Annotated in this window: 13 protein-coding genes and 1 pseudogene; 10 read left to right on the top strand and 4 right to left on the bottom strand. The window is 42.4% G+C overall.

Annotated elements, in window-relative coordinates; all coding sequences use genetic code 11:
- Positions 1 to 97: 97 nt before the first annotated feature.
- The 5 genes from PL9631_RS13350 to rph all read left to right on the top strand — a co-directional run bounded on the left by PL9631_RS13350 (position 98) and on the right by rph (position 4,470).
- On the top strand, positions 98 to 1,879 hold the full coding sequence (locus PL9631_RS13350; protein ID WP_083621040.1) for an FAD-dependent thymidylate synthase: 1,782 nt from the start codon (positions 98 to 100) through the stop codon (positions 1,877 to 1,879).
- 127 nt (positions 1,880 to 2,006) lie between these two features.
- Complete coding sequence (gene dut, locus PL9631_RS13345) at positions 2,007 to 2,453, top strand: dUTP diphosphatase (RefSeq protein ID WP_083621038.1); 447 nt, start codon at positions 2,007 to 2,009, stop codon at positions 2,451 to 2,453.
- A gap of 19 nt (positions 2,454 to 2,472) precedes the next feature.
- On the top strand, positions 2,473 to 3,039 hold the full coding sequence (locus PL9631_RS13340; protein WP_083621036.1) for a deoxycytidylate deaminase: 567 nt from the start codon (positions 2,473 to 2,475) through the stop codon (positions 3,037 to 3,039).
- Positions 3,040 to 3,131: 92 nt separating this feature from the next.
- On the top strand, positions 3,132 to 3,680 hold the full coding sequence (locus PL9631_RS13335) for an adenylate kinase (protein ID WP_083621035.1): 549 nt from the start codon (positions 3,132 to 3,134) through the stop codon (positions 3,678 to 3,680).
- Between the two features lie 43 nt (positions 3,681 to 3,723).
- A complete protein-coding gene (rph, locus tag PL9631_RS13330) occupies positions 3,724 to 4,470 on the top strand; it encodes a ribonuclease PH (RefSeq protein ID WP_083621033.1) in 747 nt (248 codons plus the stop codon).
- Between the two features lie 68 nt (positions 4,471 to 4,538).
- On the opposite strand, the gene PL9631_RS13325 is transcribed toward rph, so the two are convergent.
- On the bottom strand, positions 4,539 to 5,117 hold the full coding sequence (locus tag PL9631_RS13325) for a hypothetical protein (protein WP_083621031.1): 579 nt from the start codon (positions 5,115 to 5,117) through the stop codon (positions 4,539 to 4,541).
- Between the two features lie 182 nt (positions 5,118 to 5,299).
- Positions 5,300 to 6,409 carry a ParM/StbA family protein gene (locus tag PL9631_RS13320; protein ID WP_083621030.1) on the bottom strand — a complete coding sequence of 370 codons (1,110 nt, stop codon included), beginning with the start codon at positions 6,407 to 6,409 and terminating at the stop codon, positions 5,300 to 5,302.
- A 435-nt stretch (positions 6,410 to 6,844) separates the two neighbouring features.
- On the opposite strand from PL9631_RS13320, the gene ftsH2 reads away from it, so the two are divergent.
- The 5 genes and pseudogenes from ftsH2 to PL9631_RS27390 all read left to right on the top strand — a co-directional run bounded on the left by ftsH2 (position 6,845) and on the right by PL9631_RS27390 (position 13,081).
- Positions 6,845 to 8,728: an ATP-dependent zinc metalloprotease FtsH2 gene (gene ftsH2, locus PL9631_RS13315; RefSeq protein WP_083621028.1), complete on the top strand. Its 1,884-nt coding sequence runs from the start codon at positions 6,845 to 6,847 to the stop codon at positions 8,726 to 8,728.
- A 142-nt stretch (positions 8,729 to 8,870) separates the two neighbouring features.
- A complete protein-coding gene (locus PL9631_RS13310; protein ID WP_083621027.1) occupies positions 8,871 to 10,181 on the top strand; it encodes an aminopeptidase P N-terminal domain-containing protein in 1,311 nt (436 codons plus the stop codon).
- A gap of 115 nt (positions 10,182 to 10,296) precedes the next feature.
- Complete coding sequence (locus tag PL9631_RS13305; RefSeq protein WP_083621025.1) at positions 10,297 to 11,439, top strand: MGDG synthase family glycosyltransferase; 1,143 nt, start codon at positions 10,297 to 10,299, stop codon at positions 11,437 to 11,439.
- 127 nt (positions 11,440 to 11,566) lie between these two features.
- Positions 11,567 to 12,217, top strand: a pseudogene (locus PL9631_RS27395) (family 1 glycosylhydrolase); the annotation flags it as partial.
- 240 nt (positions 12,218 to 12,457) lie between these two features.
- The gene (locus PL9631_RS27390; RefSeq protein ID WP_407947585.1) at positions 12,458 to 13,081 is read left to right on the top strand and encodes a family 1 glycosylhydrolase; all 624 of its coding nucleotides are present in this window, start codon (positions 12,458 to 12,460) and stop codon (positions 13,079 to 13,081) included.
- Positions 13,082 to 13,103: 22 nt separating this feature from the next.
- Here the strand turns inward: PL9631_RS27390 and pyk are convergent, their stop codons facing one another.
- Complete coding sequence (gene pyk / locus PL9631_RS13295; protein ID WP_083621022.1) at positions 13,104 to 14,891, bottom strand: pyruvate kinase; 1,788 nt, start codon at positions 14,889 to 14,891, stop codon at positions 13,104 to 13,106.
- Between the two features lie 188 nt (positions 14,892 to 15,079).
- On the bottom strand, positions 15,080 to 15,700 hold a 621-nt coding region (locus PL9631_RS13290; RefSeq protein ID WP_156090569.1), incomplete at its 5' end, for a COP23 domain-containing protein.

The raw sequence follows: 15,700 nt of genomic DNA, 5'->3' as shown, positions 1-15,700 counted from the left end.
TTGTTCATCCTAAAATATATCAATTTTATCCATTTAATGCTTTAATGTTAAAGGCTTAAAATATTAAAACTTTTAATTGAGTTGGTTGTAGTCAAAAATGGATCGATTTCGTGTAGAAGTTATTGCTAAAACTCCCTGTCCTCAGCAAGTTATTTATGCGGCAATGCACCAAGATTATACGGATATTTTTGTGCCAGAGGAAAAAGATGCTTGGCCGTCAGAGGAAAAATGTGGGGAAGTCATTGTTAAGCGTTTATTGGCAGGAGAAAGGGGACATTACGGCCCCCTAGAACACTGTCAAATTGTCTTGGGTTGTGGTTATTTTCCCCATAGTGTTATGCAACAAGCTAGAACTCACAGGGTAGGTATTAGTTTTGATGTTCAGTGTCTTGCATCAGATGTTCTTATTACTTTTGTCAATATTAATGGTGAAAGTTCTAAAAAATTAAAAAAGACGATTGGTGAACTTTATGATCTCTGGCACAATGGAGAGCAAGCAATTCGAGAACGTAAGATCAAGGGTAGAAATGATGAACCCCCAGGTTTCTATCGACGGGATTGTAAAAACCGGATTAAAAAAATGCGGGTTCGTAGCTTAAATGAAGATAATAATACCTTTACTTATAATCATATTGAGGATATCGTTTTTAATGGGTTTAATCCCGTTTATCAAGTCACTCTTGCCGATGGCAAACAGTTGAAATGTACTCAAAACCATAAAATCTTAACTCCTTATGGTTGGCGGATTTTAGCTCAACTTGGGGTGGGTTCTGAGGTACTTGTTAATGGTCAACCGTTAGAAAATGCAGATCAGACTTATCAAAATAAAGAATGGTTAGAGTCCAAGTTTTCTGAAGGACTGACTCCGAAAGAAGTTGCTGCTCTGGTTGGATGTTCGGCGGAATCTGTCAAAAAATGGGCTTACCATCATCAGTTAACCTGGCAGAAAAAACAATGGAACCAAGGGTTAAAATATAAGATTAATATTTCGGAAGAAGAACGAGAACGGAGGGCAAATCATGGGAGAGCAATTACAGCGCAAAGAGTTGAAAACGGTACAATTCTCAAGGGAGAAGATCATCCGTCTTGGAAACCTGATTTACCTGTGGAAAAACGGGTTTATCATTGGCTTAAATCTAACCGTCAGCAAATTCTTGAAGAAAAGGGTGAAAAATGCGCTCGATGTGGAGGAACAAGAAGGCTTTCTATCCATCATATTTTAGAAGTTTCCCAGCATCCAGAACTAGCTTTTGATCAAACTAACTTAGAAGTTCTGTGTTCGCCTTGTCATACCAGACATCATAAACAGGATCAGAAAAATCCGTTATGCGCTCATCCCGTTAAAATTGTTTCAATTGAATATGTTGGAATAGAGCCAACTTATGATTTAGTCATGGCTGCTCCTCATCATAACTTTGTGGCTAATGGGGTGGTTGTTCACAACTCTTACCGTTATACTTCGGGGAAAGTATTAGAAGTAGCCGAAGGAAAAAGGGATATTGAAGATGCTTTTTATTTAAGACCTGTGGGAAATTATAGCGATCGCCAAGGCAAAAAATATTATTATTCTCCTGAACAACGCGAACAGGATTTAAACTGGTGTTTAGAAGCAGCAAAACGCTATAAAATTGATATTGATAATGGAATGTCTGAAGAACACGCCCGAGGAAAAGTTCCGTTTGATTATCGTCAACATTTTGTAGTAAGTTTTACTTTAAGAGCCCTACTACATTTTCTGGATTTACGCTTTAAAAAAGATGCCCAGTTAGAAATTCAAAAACTCTGCGATTTAATTTGGCCCCATACTCAAGAATGGGTTCCAGAAATTGCTAAATGGTATGAACAAACTAGACTCGGAAAAGCCCGACTAGCACCGTAAATCAGTTATCAGTCATCAGTTATCAGTCATCAGTTATTAGTCATCAGTTGATTACCCTGTTACTGAGCGAAGTCGAAGTATTACCCATTCGTAATTCGTAATTCGTAATTCGTAATTCCCTTTAAATATGAAATTAAACATTTTAAAACTAAATGAAGCCGCAATTTTACCTCAATATGCTCATATTGGGGATGCAGGATTGGATTTATTTGCGATCGCAAATACCCTAATTTCTCCGGGAGAAAGTCAATTAATTCCCACCGGAATTGCCATTGAATTACCCCTAGGAACAGAAGCCCAAATTCGACCCAGAAGTGGTTTAGCCTTAAAACATCAAATCACCGTTTTAAATAGCCCTGGAACTATTGACGCTGGATATCGGGGAGAAATCGGAGTGATTTTGATTAACCATGGCAAAACATCCTTTAATATTATAAAAGGCATGAAAATCGCTCAAATGGTGATCGCCCCCGTTTTGCGGGTAGAGATTGAAGAAGTTGAACAGTTAAGTGATACAAAAAGAAGCGATAATGGATTTGGGTCTACGGGATTAATCTCCACCAAACCCCACTAATTTTTATTATTTTATTAGCATGGAAGACTTACCAGAAAACTATCAGCCACCCCTACGACCTAATTGGGATGAGTATTTTATGATGATGGCTAAACTGGTGGCTACACGCTCCACCTGTTTAGTGTTTCCCGTGGGTGCGGTGATTGTCAAAGACCGACAAATGCTGGCTACGGGTTATAATGGCTCGCCCTCGGGTTCCATTCACTGTACTACCCAGGGCTATTGTTATCCGGGGTTAAGCACCTGTGACGCGAGTTCGGTGTTACCCTCCCGTGCAGTTCACGCAGAAGCCAATGCGATCGCCCAAGCGGCAAAACATGGAATTTGTTGTAACGGGGGAAGTATTTATGTTACCTTGGAACCTTGTATTTCCTGTTTAAAATTAATTATTTCTACAGGAATTAAGGAAGTCTTTTATGAGACGGTTTTTAATTCGGGAGACAAAGCGATGGTACGAGATTTATATATTAATGATGGCTTAGTCACCTTGAAAAAGATTCATCTTTCTGAAGAAATCAGTCAAAAAGGAGCATCATTTTTATTAAATCCGACATCGGTTTTGGGAATGGTTAAGGCAGGACAGTAAATCATGGATTTAGATTGAATTATGGGATTTTAGGGATTAATTTAATCGATTTAAAGAATGGTTAAACTTGAACATCGGAGGAGCTAAATATTGTGAGACTGGTGATTCTAGGTGGCCCAGGAGCGGGGAAGGGAACTCAAGCCCAACTGTTATGTAGTAACTTGGGTATTCCTTGCTTAGATATGGGTCAGATTCTCAGACAAAGGATCATTTCTGATACGGAATTGGGTCAACAAGCTAAACCCTATGTGGAAAAAGGCGAGTTAGTCCCAGATGAAATAATGATTCAATTTGTCCGTCAACAATTGCTCGAACCTGCGGTGGGGAAGGGTTGGCTTTTAGACGGTTATCCCCGCACCGCATTTCAGGCGGAAGAATTGGATTTTTTATTAGAAGATTTAGAACAAAAGTTAAATTGGGCGATTTACTTTAATGTACCAGAAATGGTATTAAAAAAGCGTTCCTTAGAGCGATCGCGAGCCGATGACCAACCCCAAATTATTGAACGTCGCATTGAGTTATTTTATCAACGCACCGTTCCCATTTTAGAATATTATGAACTCACCAATCGTCTGTTAGATATTAATGGCGAGCAATCTCCAGAAGAAATTTATCAAGAGATTTGTCAACGTCTCAATTAATAGAATACAGCCCGGTCGGGCTTACTACAATTACTTTTAATTAATTATGTGGAAACGTCCTGATCATAGAGAACCAAATCAACTTCGTCCTGTAAGTTTTGAGCGCAATTTTACTCGTTTTTCCCCAGGTTCTGTGTTAGCAAAAAGTGGGGATACCAAAGTATTATGTACCGTTAGTATTGAGCCGGGAGTGCCTAAATTCTTACAGAATACAGGACAGGGATGGCTAACCGCAGAATATCGAATGTTACCCGGCGCAACGCCCCAACGTCAACCCAGAGAATCGTTAAAACTATCAGGAAGAACCCAAGAAATTCAACGATTAATTGGACGGAGTTTAAGAGCGGCCGTTGATTTAAAAGCATTAGGAGAATTTACAATTACCATTGATGCAGATGTGATTCAAGCCGATGCTGGAACCAGAACTACGGCTATTACCGGGGGGTTTGTCGCCTTAGTTGATGCCTTAAATTCCTTAGTGGAAAAAGGACAACTCAAACAATTACCCATCTGTCATCAAATTGCTGCAATTTCTGTGGGATTATTAGAAGGAGAACCCTATTTAGATTTGAATTATCCCGAAGATGTAGCCGCCGACATTGATTTTAATTTGGTGATGACCGAAGAATTAGAAATTATTGAAATCCAAGGAACCGCAGAATCCGGTAGTTTTAGCCGGGAAAAACTCAATAAAATTTTAGATTTTGCCGAACTAGGAATTCAAGAATTATTACAGGCTCAACGTCAAATATTAGGAGAGTTTATCCTCTTAAAAACTGAGGAATCATAAATAATAAACACTGCATTCTTTTTTGCCATTCGTAATTCGTAATTCGTAATTCGTAATTACCCATTTCCCTAAAAATCATCTAATAAAGAACCCAAACGTTTGAGTAAAGGATCGGCTTCTGCCATCGCTTCTGGAGAGGGAGAGACGGTTTCTGGCTCGGGTTCTAGTTGGGGAGGTTTTGACTCCATGAGGATCACAGGTTGAGATTTAACTGTTTCTAAACCTATAGAAATTTCAGTTAATTTTTGGTTAATTGATGTTTGTAATTGACTGACTTGTTGGGTTAACTGATGCAATTGAGTATCTAATCGTTCTATTTGAGTGCCATCGTCGGCTATGACTTTTTTTTCTAAATCTGTTAATTTATTTTGAATTTCAACTAACCGTTCTTCCAGGGGCTGTAAATTAGGTAAAATTGGTAAAACTTGAGGAGGATTCAGGTTAGGAATCTCAAGCGGTGGCGGTGGGGGCGTAGGTTCAGATTTAGACAATAATAGAAATTGCCACAGAGCTTGTTTGCAAAGATTGCTAAAAGTTTGATACTTCGCCTGGGATAATTCCTGTTCAATGGCATCTAATAATGTCTGATCTGCGGCATCTTCCGTGAATGTTACCGACTGAGTTTGTTTGCGATTTGCCCACAGCATAATATAAATCCAGACCTACAGTTATCCCATGATTGATTTGGGAGCCTGGAAAATTTTGATCCAAACAATAATTCACCAGATTCACCCTTTGTTAGTGTATCAGAATCGGGATGCCCTAGAGCCAAAATTAAACCCGCCCTTGCCCAGTTGAACTGAGTTCAGGACGGGTTTAATTCACAAAATTAGCGTCGGGCTAACTGAGCTTCACCGTAGACATACTGCCCTAAAGCATTAGCTTTACGAGAAGGTTGAACTAAATGGGCTCTCAGACCAGCGTTTTTGAGCAGAGGTTGTAGATCTTCCCAGAAAAATTCGCCACCGCCTCCAGTCACGACCACATCCGTTACCCGTTCAGGTAACCATTTAACAACGCGATCGGATAAATCCCGGGCAAAATTTTTCCGTAATTCCGGCACAATATCATCTAAGTTAAAAGGTTTAACCGCTCCCCGAGGACGATATAACCGTTCTCCGGCGGGTTTGTGAACAGCTTCAAGTAAGTACAGAGACTGACTATCGGCACCTTCAATTTTACTTGCCACTTCCTCATAGAATTTACCCATAGCGAAGTTATCACTTTGGGAAACCCCTCTGGCAAAACGGAAGCGATCAACCGTTAAGAAATCTGTGGTTTGATGACCAACATCCACAATCGCCACAGAGAGATCAGCAAAATTGGGAACTTCTTTGCCGCCCTGAGCTTCCAGCCAAATCAAACTGCCATAGCCCTCGGGCATGATCCGAACCGTAGTCACATTGACGGCGATCTTTTCGCCCCGATAGAGCATCTCGTGGGTTCCACTGAGTAATCGGGTGATGTGTTCCTTCTCTTGCTCAAATTGTGATTGAGAATAGAAAGGCAGTCCTAGAACAACATCAATGTCGCCTTGTAGCTTGAAGTAGCCGATACAAGCAAAAAGTTTAATTAAAGCATCATCAACTTTGGAAGGGGAATCAGAACCATCTTTAAACAAACTGGCTCCAAAGTCAGCCGCCAGTTGACCGACGGCATAACCTGTTCCTTGATATTCCACCCAAATATCCAGAAGCGGATCGGTATTTTTCGACTCAAAGCCACCACCTCTAGCGGTATCCACCGTCAGTGCTTTGATATTGGAGGGAATAAAAACGACTTCATTCGGGTTACGACTGGTGGAGGCCTTTGTCGATGTCCGTCCTAAATCAATACTTAGAATCGTTTTTTTGCCTGCTGTCGGCGTTTGCCGATTCAGCATTGAAGCCGCTGCGGCCGCTGCGGCTGGTTGTCCGGGCTGTTTGTTACCACCTTGCATCGGAATATGTTACCTCACGGAGATTCAAGATATATAATGCCTTATCTGTTGCCAATTTTATCTACTTTCAGGAAACCGACAACAATCAGTAAAATCTGAGATTTTGAGTTTTCTCTGGAGAGAACCGGGGAGTAACCCAGTCTGGTAAACCCTGTAATCACTATAGATACTGGGTTATCCTGAATCTAAAACCACATTAATAACCTGAAACAACAACTTTTGAGTCTTCTGATCAAATTCGGGTCTTACCGGAAGTCTTGTTGTCGGCCCTATGGATGCACCTATGGTTTAATTTTATAGCTTCACTAGCTGTTACCACAATTTTAGGAAGGTGAGTTGCCTGATACTGAAATATTACGTTAAATTTAGTTAAGATTATGAATAACAAAACGCGATCGCAGATTCTATATTCCACACCCTAGGGCAACGCAATTTATGAAAACATCCTGGAAAACCATTGTTCTTTGGACTTTACCCGCCTTAGTCATCGGGTTTTTTGTCTGGCAAGGGGCTTTTGCCACGGCCCCCGCAGAATTCGGCAAAAACACCGCCAGCACTCGCATGAGCTATGGTCGTTTCTTAGATTATTTGAATGCGGGTCGTGTAACCAGTGTAGAACTCTATGACGGCGGACGCACGGCCATTGTCGATGCGATTGATCCCCAACTCGATAACCGGGTTCAAAAGCTGCGGGTGGACTTGCCCAATAACGCCCCGGAATTGATCGCCCGGTTAAGAGAATCCCAAATTAGTTTTGATACCCATCCCCCTCGCAATGATGGAGCCCTTTGGGGACTATTGGGAAATCTGATCTTCCCGATTTTATTAATTGCAGGTCTATTCTTTTTATTCCGTCGGTCGAATAATGTTCCCGGTGGCCCGGGTCAGGCGATGAACTTTGGCAAGTCCAAGGCTAAATTTCAAATGGACGCCAAAACCGGAGTTTTATTTGATGATGTGGCTGGGGTAGAAGAAGCCAAAGAAGAATTACAAGAAGTCGTTACTTTCCTGAAAAAACCCGAACGGTTTACCGCCGTAGGCGCGAGAATTCCCAAAGGCGTGTTATTAGTTGGCCCTCCAGGGACGGGTAAAACTTTATTAGCTAAAGCGATCGCCGGGGAAGCCGGAGTTCCCTTTTTCAGTATCTCCGGTTCGGAATTTGTGGAAATGTTTGTCGGGGTAGGGGCGTCTCGGGTGCGTGACCTATTCAAAAAAGCCAAAGAAACCGCCCCTTGTATCGTCTTTATTGATGAAATTGACGCCGTTGGTCGTCAACGGGGCGCGGGAATTGGTGGGGGAAATGACGAACGGGAACAAACCCTAAACCAATTATTAACGGAAATGGATGGGTTTGAGGGCAATACCGGAATTATTATTATTGCTGCCACTAACCGCCCCGATGTTCTCGACTCCGCCCTTTTACGTCCGGGTCGGTTTGACCGCCAAATTACCGTGGACGCGCCGGATATTAAGGGCCGTTTAGCGGTATTGGAAGTTCACGCCCGCAATAAGAAAATTTCCGAGGAAGTTTCCTTAGAAGCGATCGCCCGTCGGACTCCGGGGTTTACTGGGGCTGACTTAGCCAACCTGCTCAACGAAGCCGCGATTTTAACCGCCCGCCGTCGCAAAGAAGGCATGACCATGTTAGAAATTGATGATGCGGTGGATCGGGTAATTGCCGGGATGGAAGGAACCCCCTTAATTGATGGCAAGAGCAAACGATTAATTGCTTACCACGAAGTCGGTCATGCGATCGTTGGAACCCTGCTTAAAGAGCATGATCCGGTGCAGAAAGTCACCTTAATTCCCAGGGGTCAAGCTCAGGGTTTAACTTGGTTTATGCCCGATGAAGATCAAGGCTTGATTTCCCGTTCCCAAATCCTAGCCCGGATTACTGGGGCCTTGGGCGGTCGGGCGGCTGAAGATATCATTTTTGGTGATTCGGAAGTTACAACGGGTGCTGGGGGCGATTTACAGCAGGTGGCGGGCATGGCACGGCAGATGGTAACTCGTTACGGAATGTCGGATTTGGGGCCGTTATCTTTAGAATCTCAACAGGAAGTGTTCCTCGGTCGGGACTTTGCCACTCGCACGGAATATTCTAATGAAATCGCCTCTCGCATTGATAGTCAAATTCGTACTATTGCCGAACATTGTTATCAGCAAGCCTGTCAAATTATTCAGGAAAACCGAGCAGTAATTGATCGGTTAGTGGATCTTTTAATTGAAAAAGAAAGCATCGACGGCGATGAATTTCGGCAAATTGTGTCTGAGTACACAGAAGTTCCCGAAAAAGAACGGTTTGCCGCAGTAATTTAATCTGAATTTCAGTCACAATTAACTTAAAATTAACAAGGGTAAAGCCATGCTTAACCCTTGTTTTTTATCACCCGTAGTAAGCCCTTTAGGGCTGTCTTTCTGAGGCTTAAAAGCCTCACTACAAATTTAGGAGATATAAAGGATGATTACTCAAACAGAATATCGGCAACGACGGGAACAATTAATGGCGAATATTAAGCAGGGAACTGCCATTTTTAGAAGTGCGCCCATGGCAGTTATGCACAATGATGTAGAATATAATTTTCGCCAAGATAGTGATTTTTTCTATTTAACTGGGTTTAATGAAGCGAATGCGGTTGCTGTTTTTGCTCCTCACCATGAAGAACATAAATTTGTTTTATTTGTCCAACCCCAAGACCCAGAAAAAGAAACTTGGTCGGGGTATATTACCGGGGTAGAAAAAGCTAAAGAACTTTATGGGGCGGATGAAGTTTATCCTATTAATGAATTAGATGAAAAATTACCCCAATATTTACAAAAAGCCGACCGGATTTATTATCGTTTAGGACGGGATGAAAAATTCAATGAAAAGATTTTAAAACATTGGCAACGGCTATTAAGAGTTTATCCTAAACACGGTACGGGGCCGATTGCTATTGAAGATGTTTGTAATATTTTACATCCCATCCGTTTAATTAAAAGTGAAACCGAATTAGAGTTAATGCGGAAAGCGATAGAAATATCTGTAAAAGCCCATAATCATGCTAGGGAATTTGCTCAACCTGGACGTTATGAGTATGAAATTCAAGCAGAAATAGAACATATTTTTGGCTTAAATGGGGGAACTGTTGCCTATCCTTCTATTGTAGCATCGGGAAAAAATGCTTGTATTTTGCATTATGTGGAAAATAATTGTCAAATGCAAGATAATGATTTATTGTTAATTGATGCCGGATGTTGTTATCAATATTATAATGGAGATATTACCCGAACTTTTCCCGTTGGCGGTAAATTTACACCGCAACAAAAAATTATTTATGAATTAGTTTTGAAAGCCCAATTAGCCGCCATTGAACAAGTTCAACCCGGAAATCCTTATAAAAATATTCATGATGTGGCGGTGCGGGTGTTGGTAGAAGGGTTAATGGATTTAGGCTTATTAGTTGGGGATATTGAGGAAATTATTAAGGAAGAAAAATATAAGCCTTTTTATATGCACAGAACTGGACATTGGCTAGGGTTAGATGTGCATGATGTGGGGGTCTATCAATGGGGTGAAAATCCTCAACTATTCCAACCAGGACAGATATTAACAGTTGAACCCGGAATTTATATTTCTCCTAATATTAAACCCGTTGAAGGACAACCGGAAATCCCCGAATGTTGGCGGGGAATTGGGGTAAGAATTGAAGATGATGTCTTAGTAACTTCCGGCGGATATGAAGTTTTAAGTGCAGGAGTTCCTAAGTCTGTGGAAGCAATGGAAGCATGATTCAACCCTATATGTAGGGGAAATTCATCAATTGCCCCTACTGTAGTTTTTTGGTACTGATCATGCTAAATTATTCGATATTACTCTACTAAAAAACGACAAATTTTAATTAATTATGACCCATATCTTGATCTTATCTTCTTCTTTGGGGGCTGGACATAATAGTGCAGCGCAAGCATTAAATCAGGCTTTTTCCCAGTTTCCAAATGTTACCGTTACGGTAGAAGATGCCTTAGAGTATGCCAGTTCTATTTATCGGAATGCCGTTACCAGTATTTATAAACAATTGAGCGAAAAAGCTCCTCAAATTTATCGGGCTTATTATGAAGGAACGGATTTAGAAGATTTAGAACGGTCTTTAGAATTAAATATTGTGACGGCTAAAATAGAACGGGTTTTTTTTAGAAAATTGCGACATTTGATTGAAGAAATTAATCCCGATGCTATTGTTTGTGTCCAACAAATTCCCAGTCGTTTATTACAACTATTAGAAGAAGAAGAAAGAATTTCAAAACCCCATTATGTTGTAATTACCGATGTTATTGCTCACAGTAGTTGGATTAATAAAGAAGTAGACGGTTATTATTTACCCAATAATTTAACCACCGATTTCCTGATTAAAAGAGGGGTTGACCCTGCTATTCTTCATGTGACTGGAATCCCGATTAAACTTGAAGTATTAGAAGCTAAATCGCAAGTTGAAATGCGAGAACGTTATCAACTCAAAACGGACAAACCTGTTCTTACAATATTTGGCGGTGGATTACATTATAAGCGGGTACGCTTGATGGTTTCTCAACTAATGGATACCTTAGAACTAGGAACATTAATTGTAGTAGCAGGACGGAATGAACAATTGTTAGATTCTTTAACAGAATTAAACTCCACCCCGGAAACAGAACTCCGAAAATTAGGATTAGTTGATTATGTTGATGATTTAGTGGTCGCCAGTGATTTAGTGATTACGAAAGCGGGGGGATTAATTGTTAGTGAAGTTTTAGCCCGAGGAAAACCGATGATTATTGTAGACCCATTTCCGGGTCAAGAAGAATGGAATGCCGATTTAATCGTGGCGGCGGGGGCGGGAGTGCAGTTAAGATTACCGGAAATGGTCGCCCATTGTGTAAAGTTTCTGTTAAATCACTCCGAAAGACTATCTCAAATGCAGGCATCTGCTTTAGAATTAGGAGAACCCCGGGCGGCTCTGAATATTGCTGAGAATATTTTATCACAAATCACAATAGGTAATGGGGAATAGTTAATAGTTTTTAGGAACAGATAGAATAGTAGTTATGGAACAATAATTTCTCCTATTGGAACAATCTAAAGATAAATTAACACCGTCTGTTTCCGGCTACCAATCAACAAAAGGAGATTAAATTTTGATGAGTAAAAATAACTTTTTATGGGGTGTTGCTACGTCGGGTTATCAAAGTGAAGGGGGTTATAATGGTGTAGGGCAACCTCAAAATAACTGGTCGGAAAGTGAACGAAAAGGCAAGGTAATGAGAACCGGAAACGCTTCGGAATTTTGGACGCGCTACCCGGAAGATTTTTTCAGATGTCAACAATTAGGCTTAAATTCTTTCCGCTTAGGGTTAGAATGGAGTCGGATTCAACCGATAACAACCTCCGAAATTTCTCCTGCACCCCATTATGATTTTAAAGTCTTAGATGACTATGCCCAACGCATTGCCACCTGTCGTCAATATGGCTTAGAACCGATTGTTACCTTACATCATTTTACCCATCCCGCCTGGTTAGGAATTGATGCTTGGTTATCCGCAGAAACTATCGATTGTTTTGTGGATTATGTTACCGTAACTGTTACCCATATTAACCAACGTTTAACCGATTATCACCAACAACCGCCGATTCATTGGTATATTACCATTAATGAACCGAATATTTTGGTTTTAAATACCTATTTAAGTGATCAATTTCCCTCTGGGAACTTTACAGGAATTAAAGCGGTTTGGCAAGCTTATAATCATTTATTGGCCGCTCATATTCGAGCCTATAATTCTATCCATGATATTTATGAAAAATATAGTTGGGAAAAACCCCAAGTCACTTTAAATACCTATTGTAGTGATTTATATTGGTCAGAAAAAGTGATTTGGGACTTGTTGAATGTCCAGGAAAAGCAAGTCAAAGGCAAGGAAATCAGAGATTATGTTGAAGCTCAAGCTCTACACTTAGAAAGAGCTTTGGGTAAAGCTTCCTTACCCTTTGAAAAAGATATTCCCTATCAACTGGGACGGTTAGCCCGTTGGATGGGAAATAGAATTGGTCATCGGACTTTTGATATTAAACATTTAGACTATTATTGGCAAGAATTAATGATATCTCCTCGCCCCAAAGTCTATGATTATCTAGCAATTGATTATTATGATCCTTTTATTGCCCATACTTTCCGTTTACCCTCTTTTTCTGATTTTGAATTTAAAACCAAAGGGTTAAGAAATTGGTTGATGACCGGAATTATGAGTAAATGGTGGGACTGGCGAGCACTCCCGGAAGGATTATCTTTTTTCTGTAAATATTATGCCCAGGAATATAATCTCCCGATTTTAATTGCGGAAAATGGCATGGCGTTACGTCGAAAAGCCGATAATAGTATCGCCACTCGTCGCTCTGACCAACTGCATCGCAGCCAATTTTTAGAGGCCCATGTTCGTCAAATTCAACATTTATTACAGGAAAATATTCCGATTTTGGGTTATATGCACTGGTCATTAACGGATAATTATGAATGGGGGTCTTATACTCCCCGATTTGGATTATTTAGTATTAATTTTAATCGGGGTACAGAACGGGAAATTGAGGATCATTTAGGCGATCGCCCTTCAGAAACCTATGCTAAATTAATCCAAGAGACTCAAAATGGACGTCAATAAGCTGCCTACCCGTTGGGGTTCCTCACCCCGGCAGATTTTCACTCCCTGAACCACTACTGGCGCCCGAATAGACAACGCCTCGCTCCATATCTAACGTCAGAATCACCCCATCTCGGATCATGCGAGTGGCATTCTTCACCCCAACAATCACGGGAACCCCTAAGCGTAAACCAATCACCGCCGCGTGGCTGGTCAAACTATCCACTTCCGTGACCACACCCCCCGCCTTCCGCATCACATCCACAAAATCGGCACTGGTTTGAACCGTGACTAAAATTTCCCCGGGGTTAAAATCAGCCAACTCTCCCGCACTGCGGGCCACCCGCGCCCGTCCGGTTACACAGCCCTGACCCACGGCCGTTCCCTTACCCAAGGCCGCCGTCACCACTTCCACCTTAATCAAATCCGTAGATCCGGCAACCCCCTGTAGGGTTCCCGCCGTGGTCACAACCAAATCTCCATCGGCCAGCAGATTTTTTTCCCTCGCCACATTCACCGCCGCTTGGAACGTTTGGTCAGCCGAAGGTAAATCTAAAACTAATAAAGGTTTCACCCCCCAAACTAAACTCAACTGTCGCGCCACTTCCACGTGAGGAGTAATCGCTAAAATCGGAGTTTGGGGTCGGAACTTCGACACATTCCGGGCCGTAGACCCAGTTTTGGTTAAGGTCATAATCGCCGCCGCGTTCAACTGGTGAGAAATTTGCGCCACGGCCTGACTAATGGCATTGGGAATAGAACGTCCGGTATCTTCAACCTTGGAAACATTGCGCGTCGCGCCCTCCTGTTCAATCCGCACCGCAATCCGGGCCATAGTTGCCACCGCTTCCACCGGATAGTTACCCACGGCGGTTTCATTGGAGAGCATCACCGCATCGGTACCATCTAAAATCGCATTGGCTACATCGGAAATTTCCGCCCGGGTGGGTCGGGGATTATTCACCATGCTATCTAACATCTGAGTGGCGGTAATCACCGGAATTCCCATGCGGTTAGCGGTAATAATCAACCGTTTTTGTAAAATCGGCACATCTTCGGCCGGGAGTTCCACCCCTAAATCGCCTCGGGCCACCATCACGCCATTACACAAAGCCAGAATTTCTTCCATTTGTTCAATGGCTTCGTGTTTTTCAATTTTGGCAATCACGGGAACATCTTTCCCCGCACTGGCAATTAGTTCTTTAATTTCTAAGACATCCTGGGGATTTCTCACGAAACTTAAAGCCACCCAGTCCACCCCTTGATCTAAACCAAACATTAAATCCCGGCGGTCTTTTTCGGTCATGGCTTTAATGGAGAGATAAACCCCGGGAAAATTCACCCCTTTACTATTAGAAAGAGTCCCGCCCACAACCACACGACAATATAGGCGTCCTTTAGCCTGTTCGACCTTTTCGACGACCATTTCCACCTTGCCATCATCGAGGAGAATCACCGCCCCATCTGGGACTTCATCGGCTAAGGGTTTGTAGGTGACAGAGGACATTTCTTGAGTTCCCACCACATCTTCACTGGTGAGGATAAACTGGTCATCGCGCTTGAGAATAATCGAACCCGTCTCAAATTTCCCGAGTCTAATTTTTGGGCCTTGGAGGTCTTGTAAAATCCCCACGGGTTGATTCAGTTCAAAGGCCGTTTGTCGAATCATCCTAATACTGCGTTGATGATCCTCATGGGTATTGTGGGAAAAATTCAAGCGCAGAGTCGTTGCACCCGCTAAAATCAATGCGCGGAGAACTTCAGGCTTCTGGGTAGCAGGGCCGATGGTAGCAACTATTTTGGTTCGATGCAGTAGATTTTGCGGTTGCATGACTCAATAAAAATCTAGGGGATTATCCGTAGAGACGAGCCACGGCACGTCCCTCTACAGATCATAAACAGAATTTAACCACGTCAGGGATACATCAAGATCAAGAATTACGAATTGCGAATTACGAATTACGAATTACGAATTACGAATTGCGAATTATGAATTACCCATTACCTATTCCCTGTTCCCTATTTAGGAAAATAACGGGGGTTTAAGCGTGCTCCGGTGCCGCCATCGGTGGGGTCGAGGAATTGACGGAGGGGAATACCTGTAGAACGGGTTCTTGGACGTCCTAAAGCCCCTCGAATCATGTCCCCGGTACTTTTTTCATTTACCAGGGTAAACACACCTTGGGTGCTTTGGCCGCTATCGGCAATCACTAGGTTTTGGAAAATGCGATCTCGCACATATAGGGGATCTTCCCCAGGTGGCACGGTTAAAACAATTCGACATTGGGGTACATCTTCAGTGGTGGCGCAGAGGGTATTGTAACCGTTCTCAATCGCTGTACTGATTTCTGCTAATCCATCGGGACGATAGGACTCTAAACGGCGACTAATCTCTCCACAACGGCGCTCCGGTGTCCAGCCGCCCCCCATATTACTCGGAACTGCCCAAGCATAGCCTTGATTGGGTTGGCTGACCGGATAATACATCACCGTGTATTGACCGCCAATCACTTCACATCGAAACCGAGCAATTGCCGTGTCCCCGGTTTCCACTTCCACTTGAGGAATTAGGGGGCCTTGGCCTTGATCCGTGGGCTGAGGTTGGGGGGCTGGGGGTTGGGTGGTATTGGTAGGGGGAAC

Origin of the sequence: Planktothrix paucivesiculata PCC 9631 (assembly GCF_900009265.2) — a bacterium.
Classification (GTDB): domain Bacteria; phylum Cyanobacteriota; class Cyanobacteriia; order Cyanobacteriales; family Microcoleaceae; genus Planktothrix; species Planktothrix paucivesiculata.
This window is presented reverse-complemented; position numbering and strand designations above follow the sequence as displayed.

What these genes read in the sequence shown, in the direction of transcription:
- PL9631_RS13350 (WP_083621040.1), top strand. Translation starts at nt 98, where the DNA reads ATGGATCGATTTCGTGTAGAAGTTATTGCTAAAACTCCCTGTCCTCAG.
- PL9631_RS13320 (WP_083621030.1), bottom strand. Translation starts at nt 6,409, where the DNA reads ATGCAAGGTGGTAACAAACAGCCCGGACAACCAGCCGCAGCGGCCGCA.
- dut (WP_083621038.1), top strand. Translation starts at nt 2,007, where the DNA reads ATGAAATTAAACATTTTAAAACTAAATGAAGCCGCAATTTTACCTCAA.
- ftsH2 (WP_083621028.1), top strand. Translation starts at nt 6,845, where the DNA reads ATGAAAACATCCTGGAAAACCATTGTTCTTTGGACTTTACCCGCCTTA.
- PL9631_RS13305 (WP_083621025.1), top strand. Translation starts at nt 10,297, where the DNA reads ATGACCCATATCTTGATCTTATCTTCTTCTTTGGGGGCTGGACATAAT.
- PL9631_RS27390 (WP_407947585.1), top strand. Translation starts at nt 12,458, where the DNA reads ATGGGAAATAGAATTGGTCATCGGACTTTTGATATTAAACATTTAGAC.
- PL9631_RS13325 (WP_083621031.1), bottom strand. Translation starts at nt 5,117, where the DNA reads ATGCTGTGGGCAAATCGCAAACAAACTCAGTCGGTAACATTCACGGAA.
- pyk (WP_083621022.1), bottom strand. Translation starts at nt 14,891, where the DNA reads ATGCAACCGCAAAATCTACTGCATCGAACCAAAATAGTTGCTACCATC.
- PL9631_RS13310 (WP_083621027.1), top strand. Translation starts at nt 8,871, where the DNA reads ATGATTACTCAAACAGAATATCGGCAACGACGGGAACAATTAATGGCG.
- PL9631_RS13340 (WP_083621036.1), top strand. Translation starts at nt 2,473, where the DNA reads ATGGAAGACTTACCAGAAAACTATCAGCCACCCCTACGACCTAATTGG.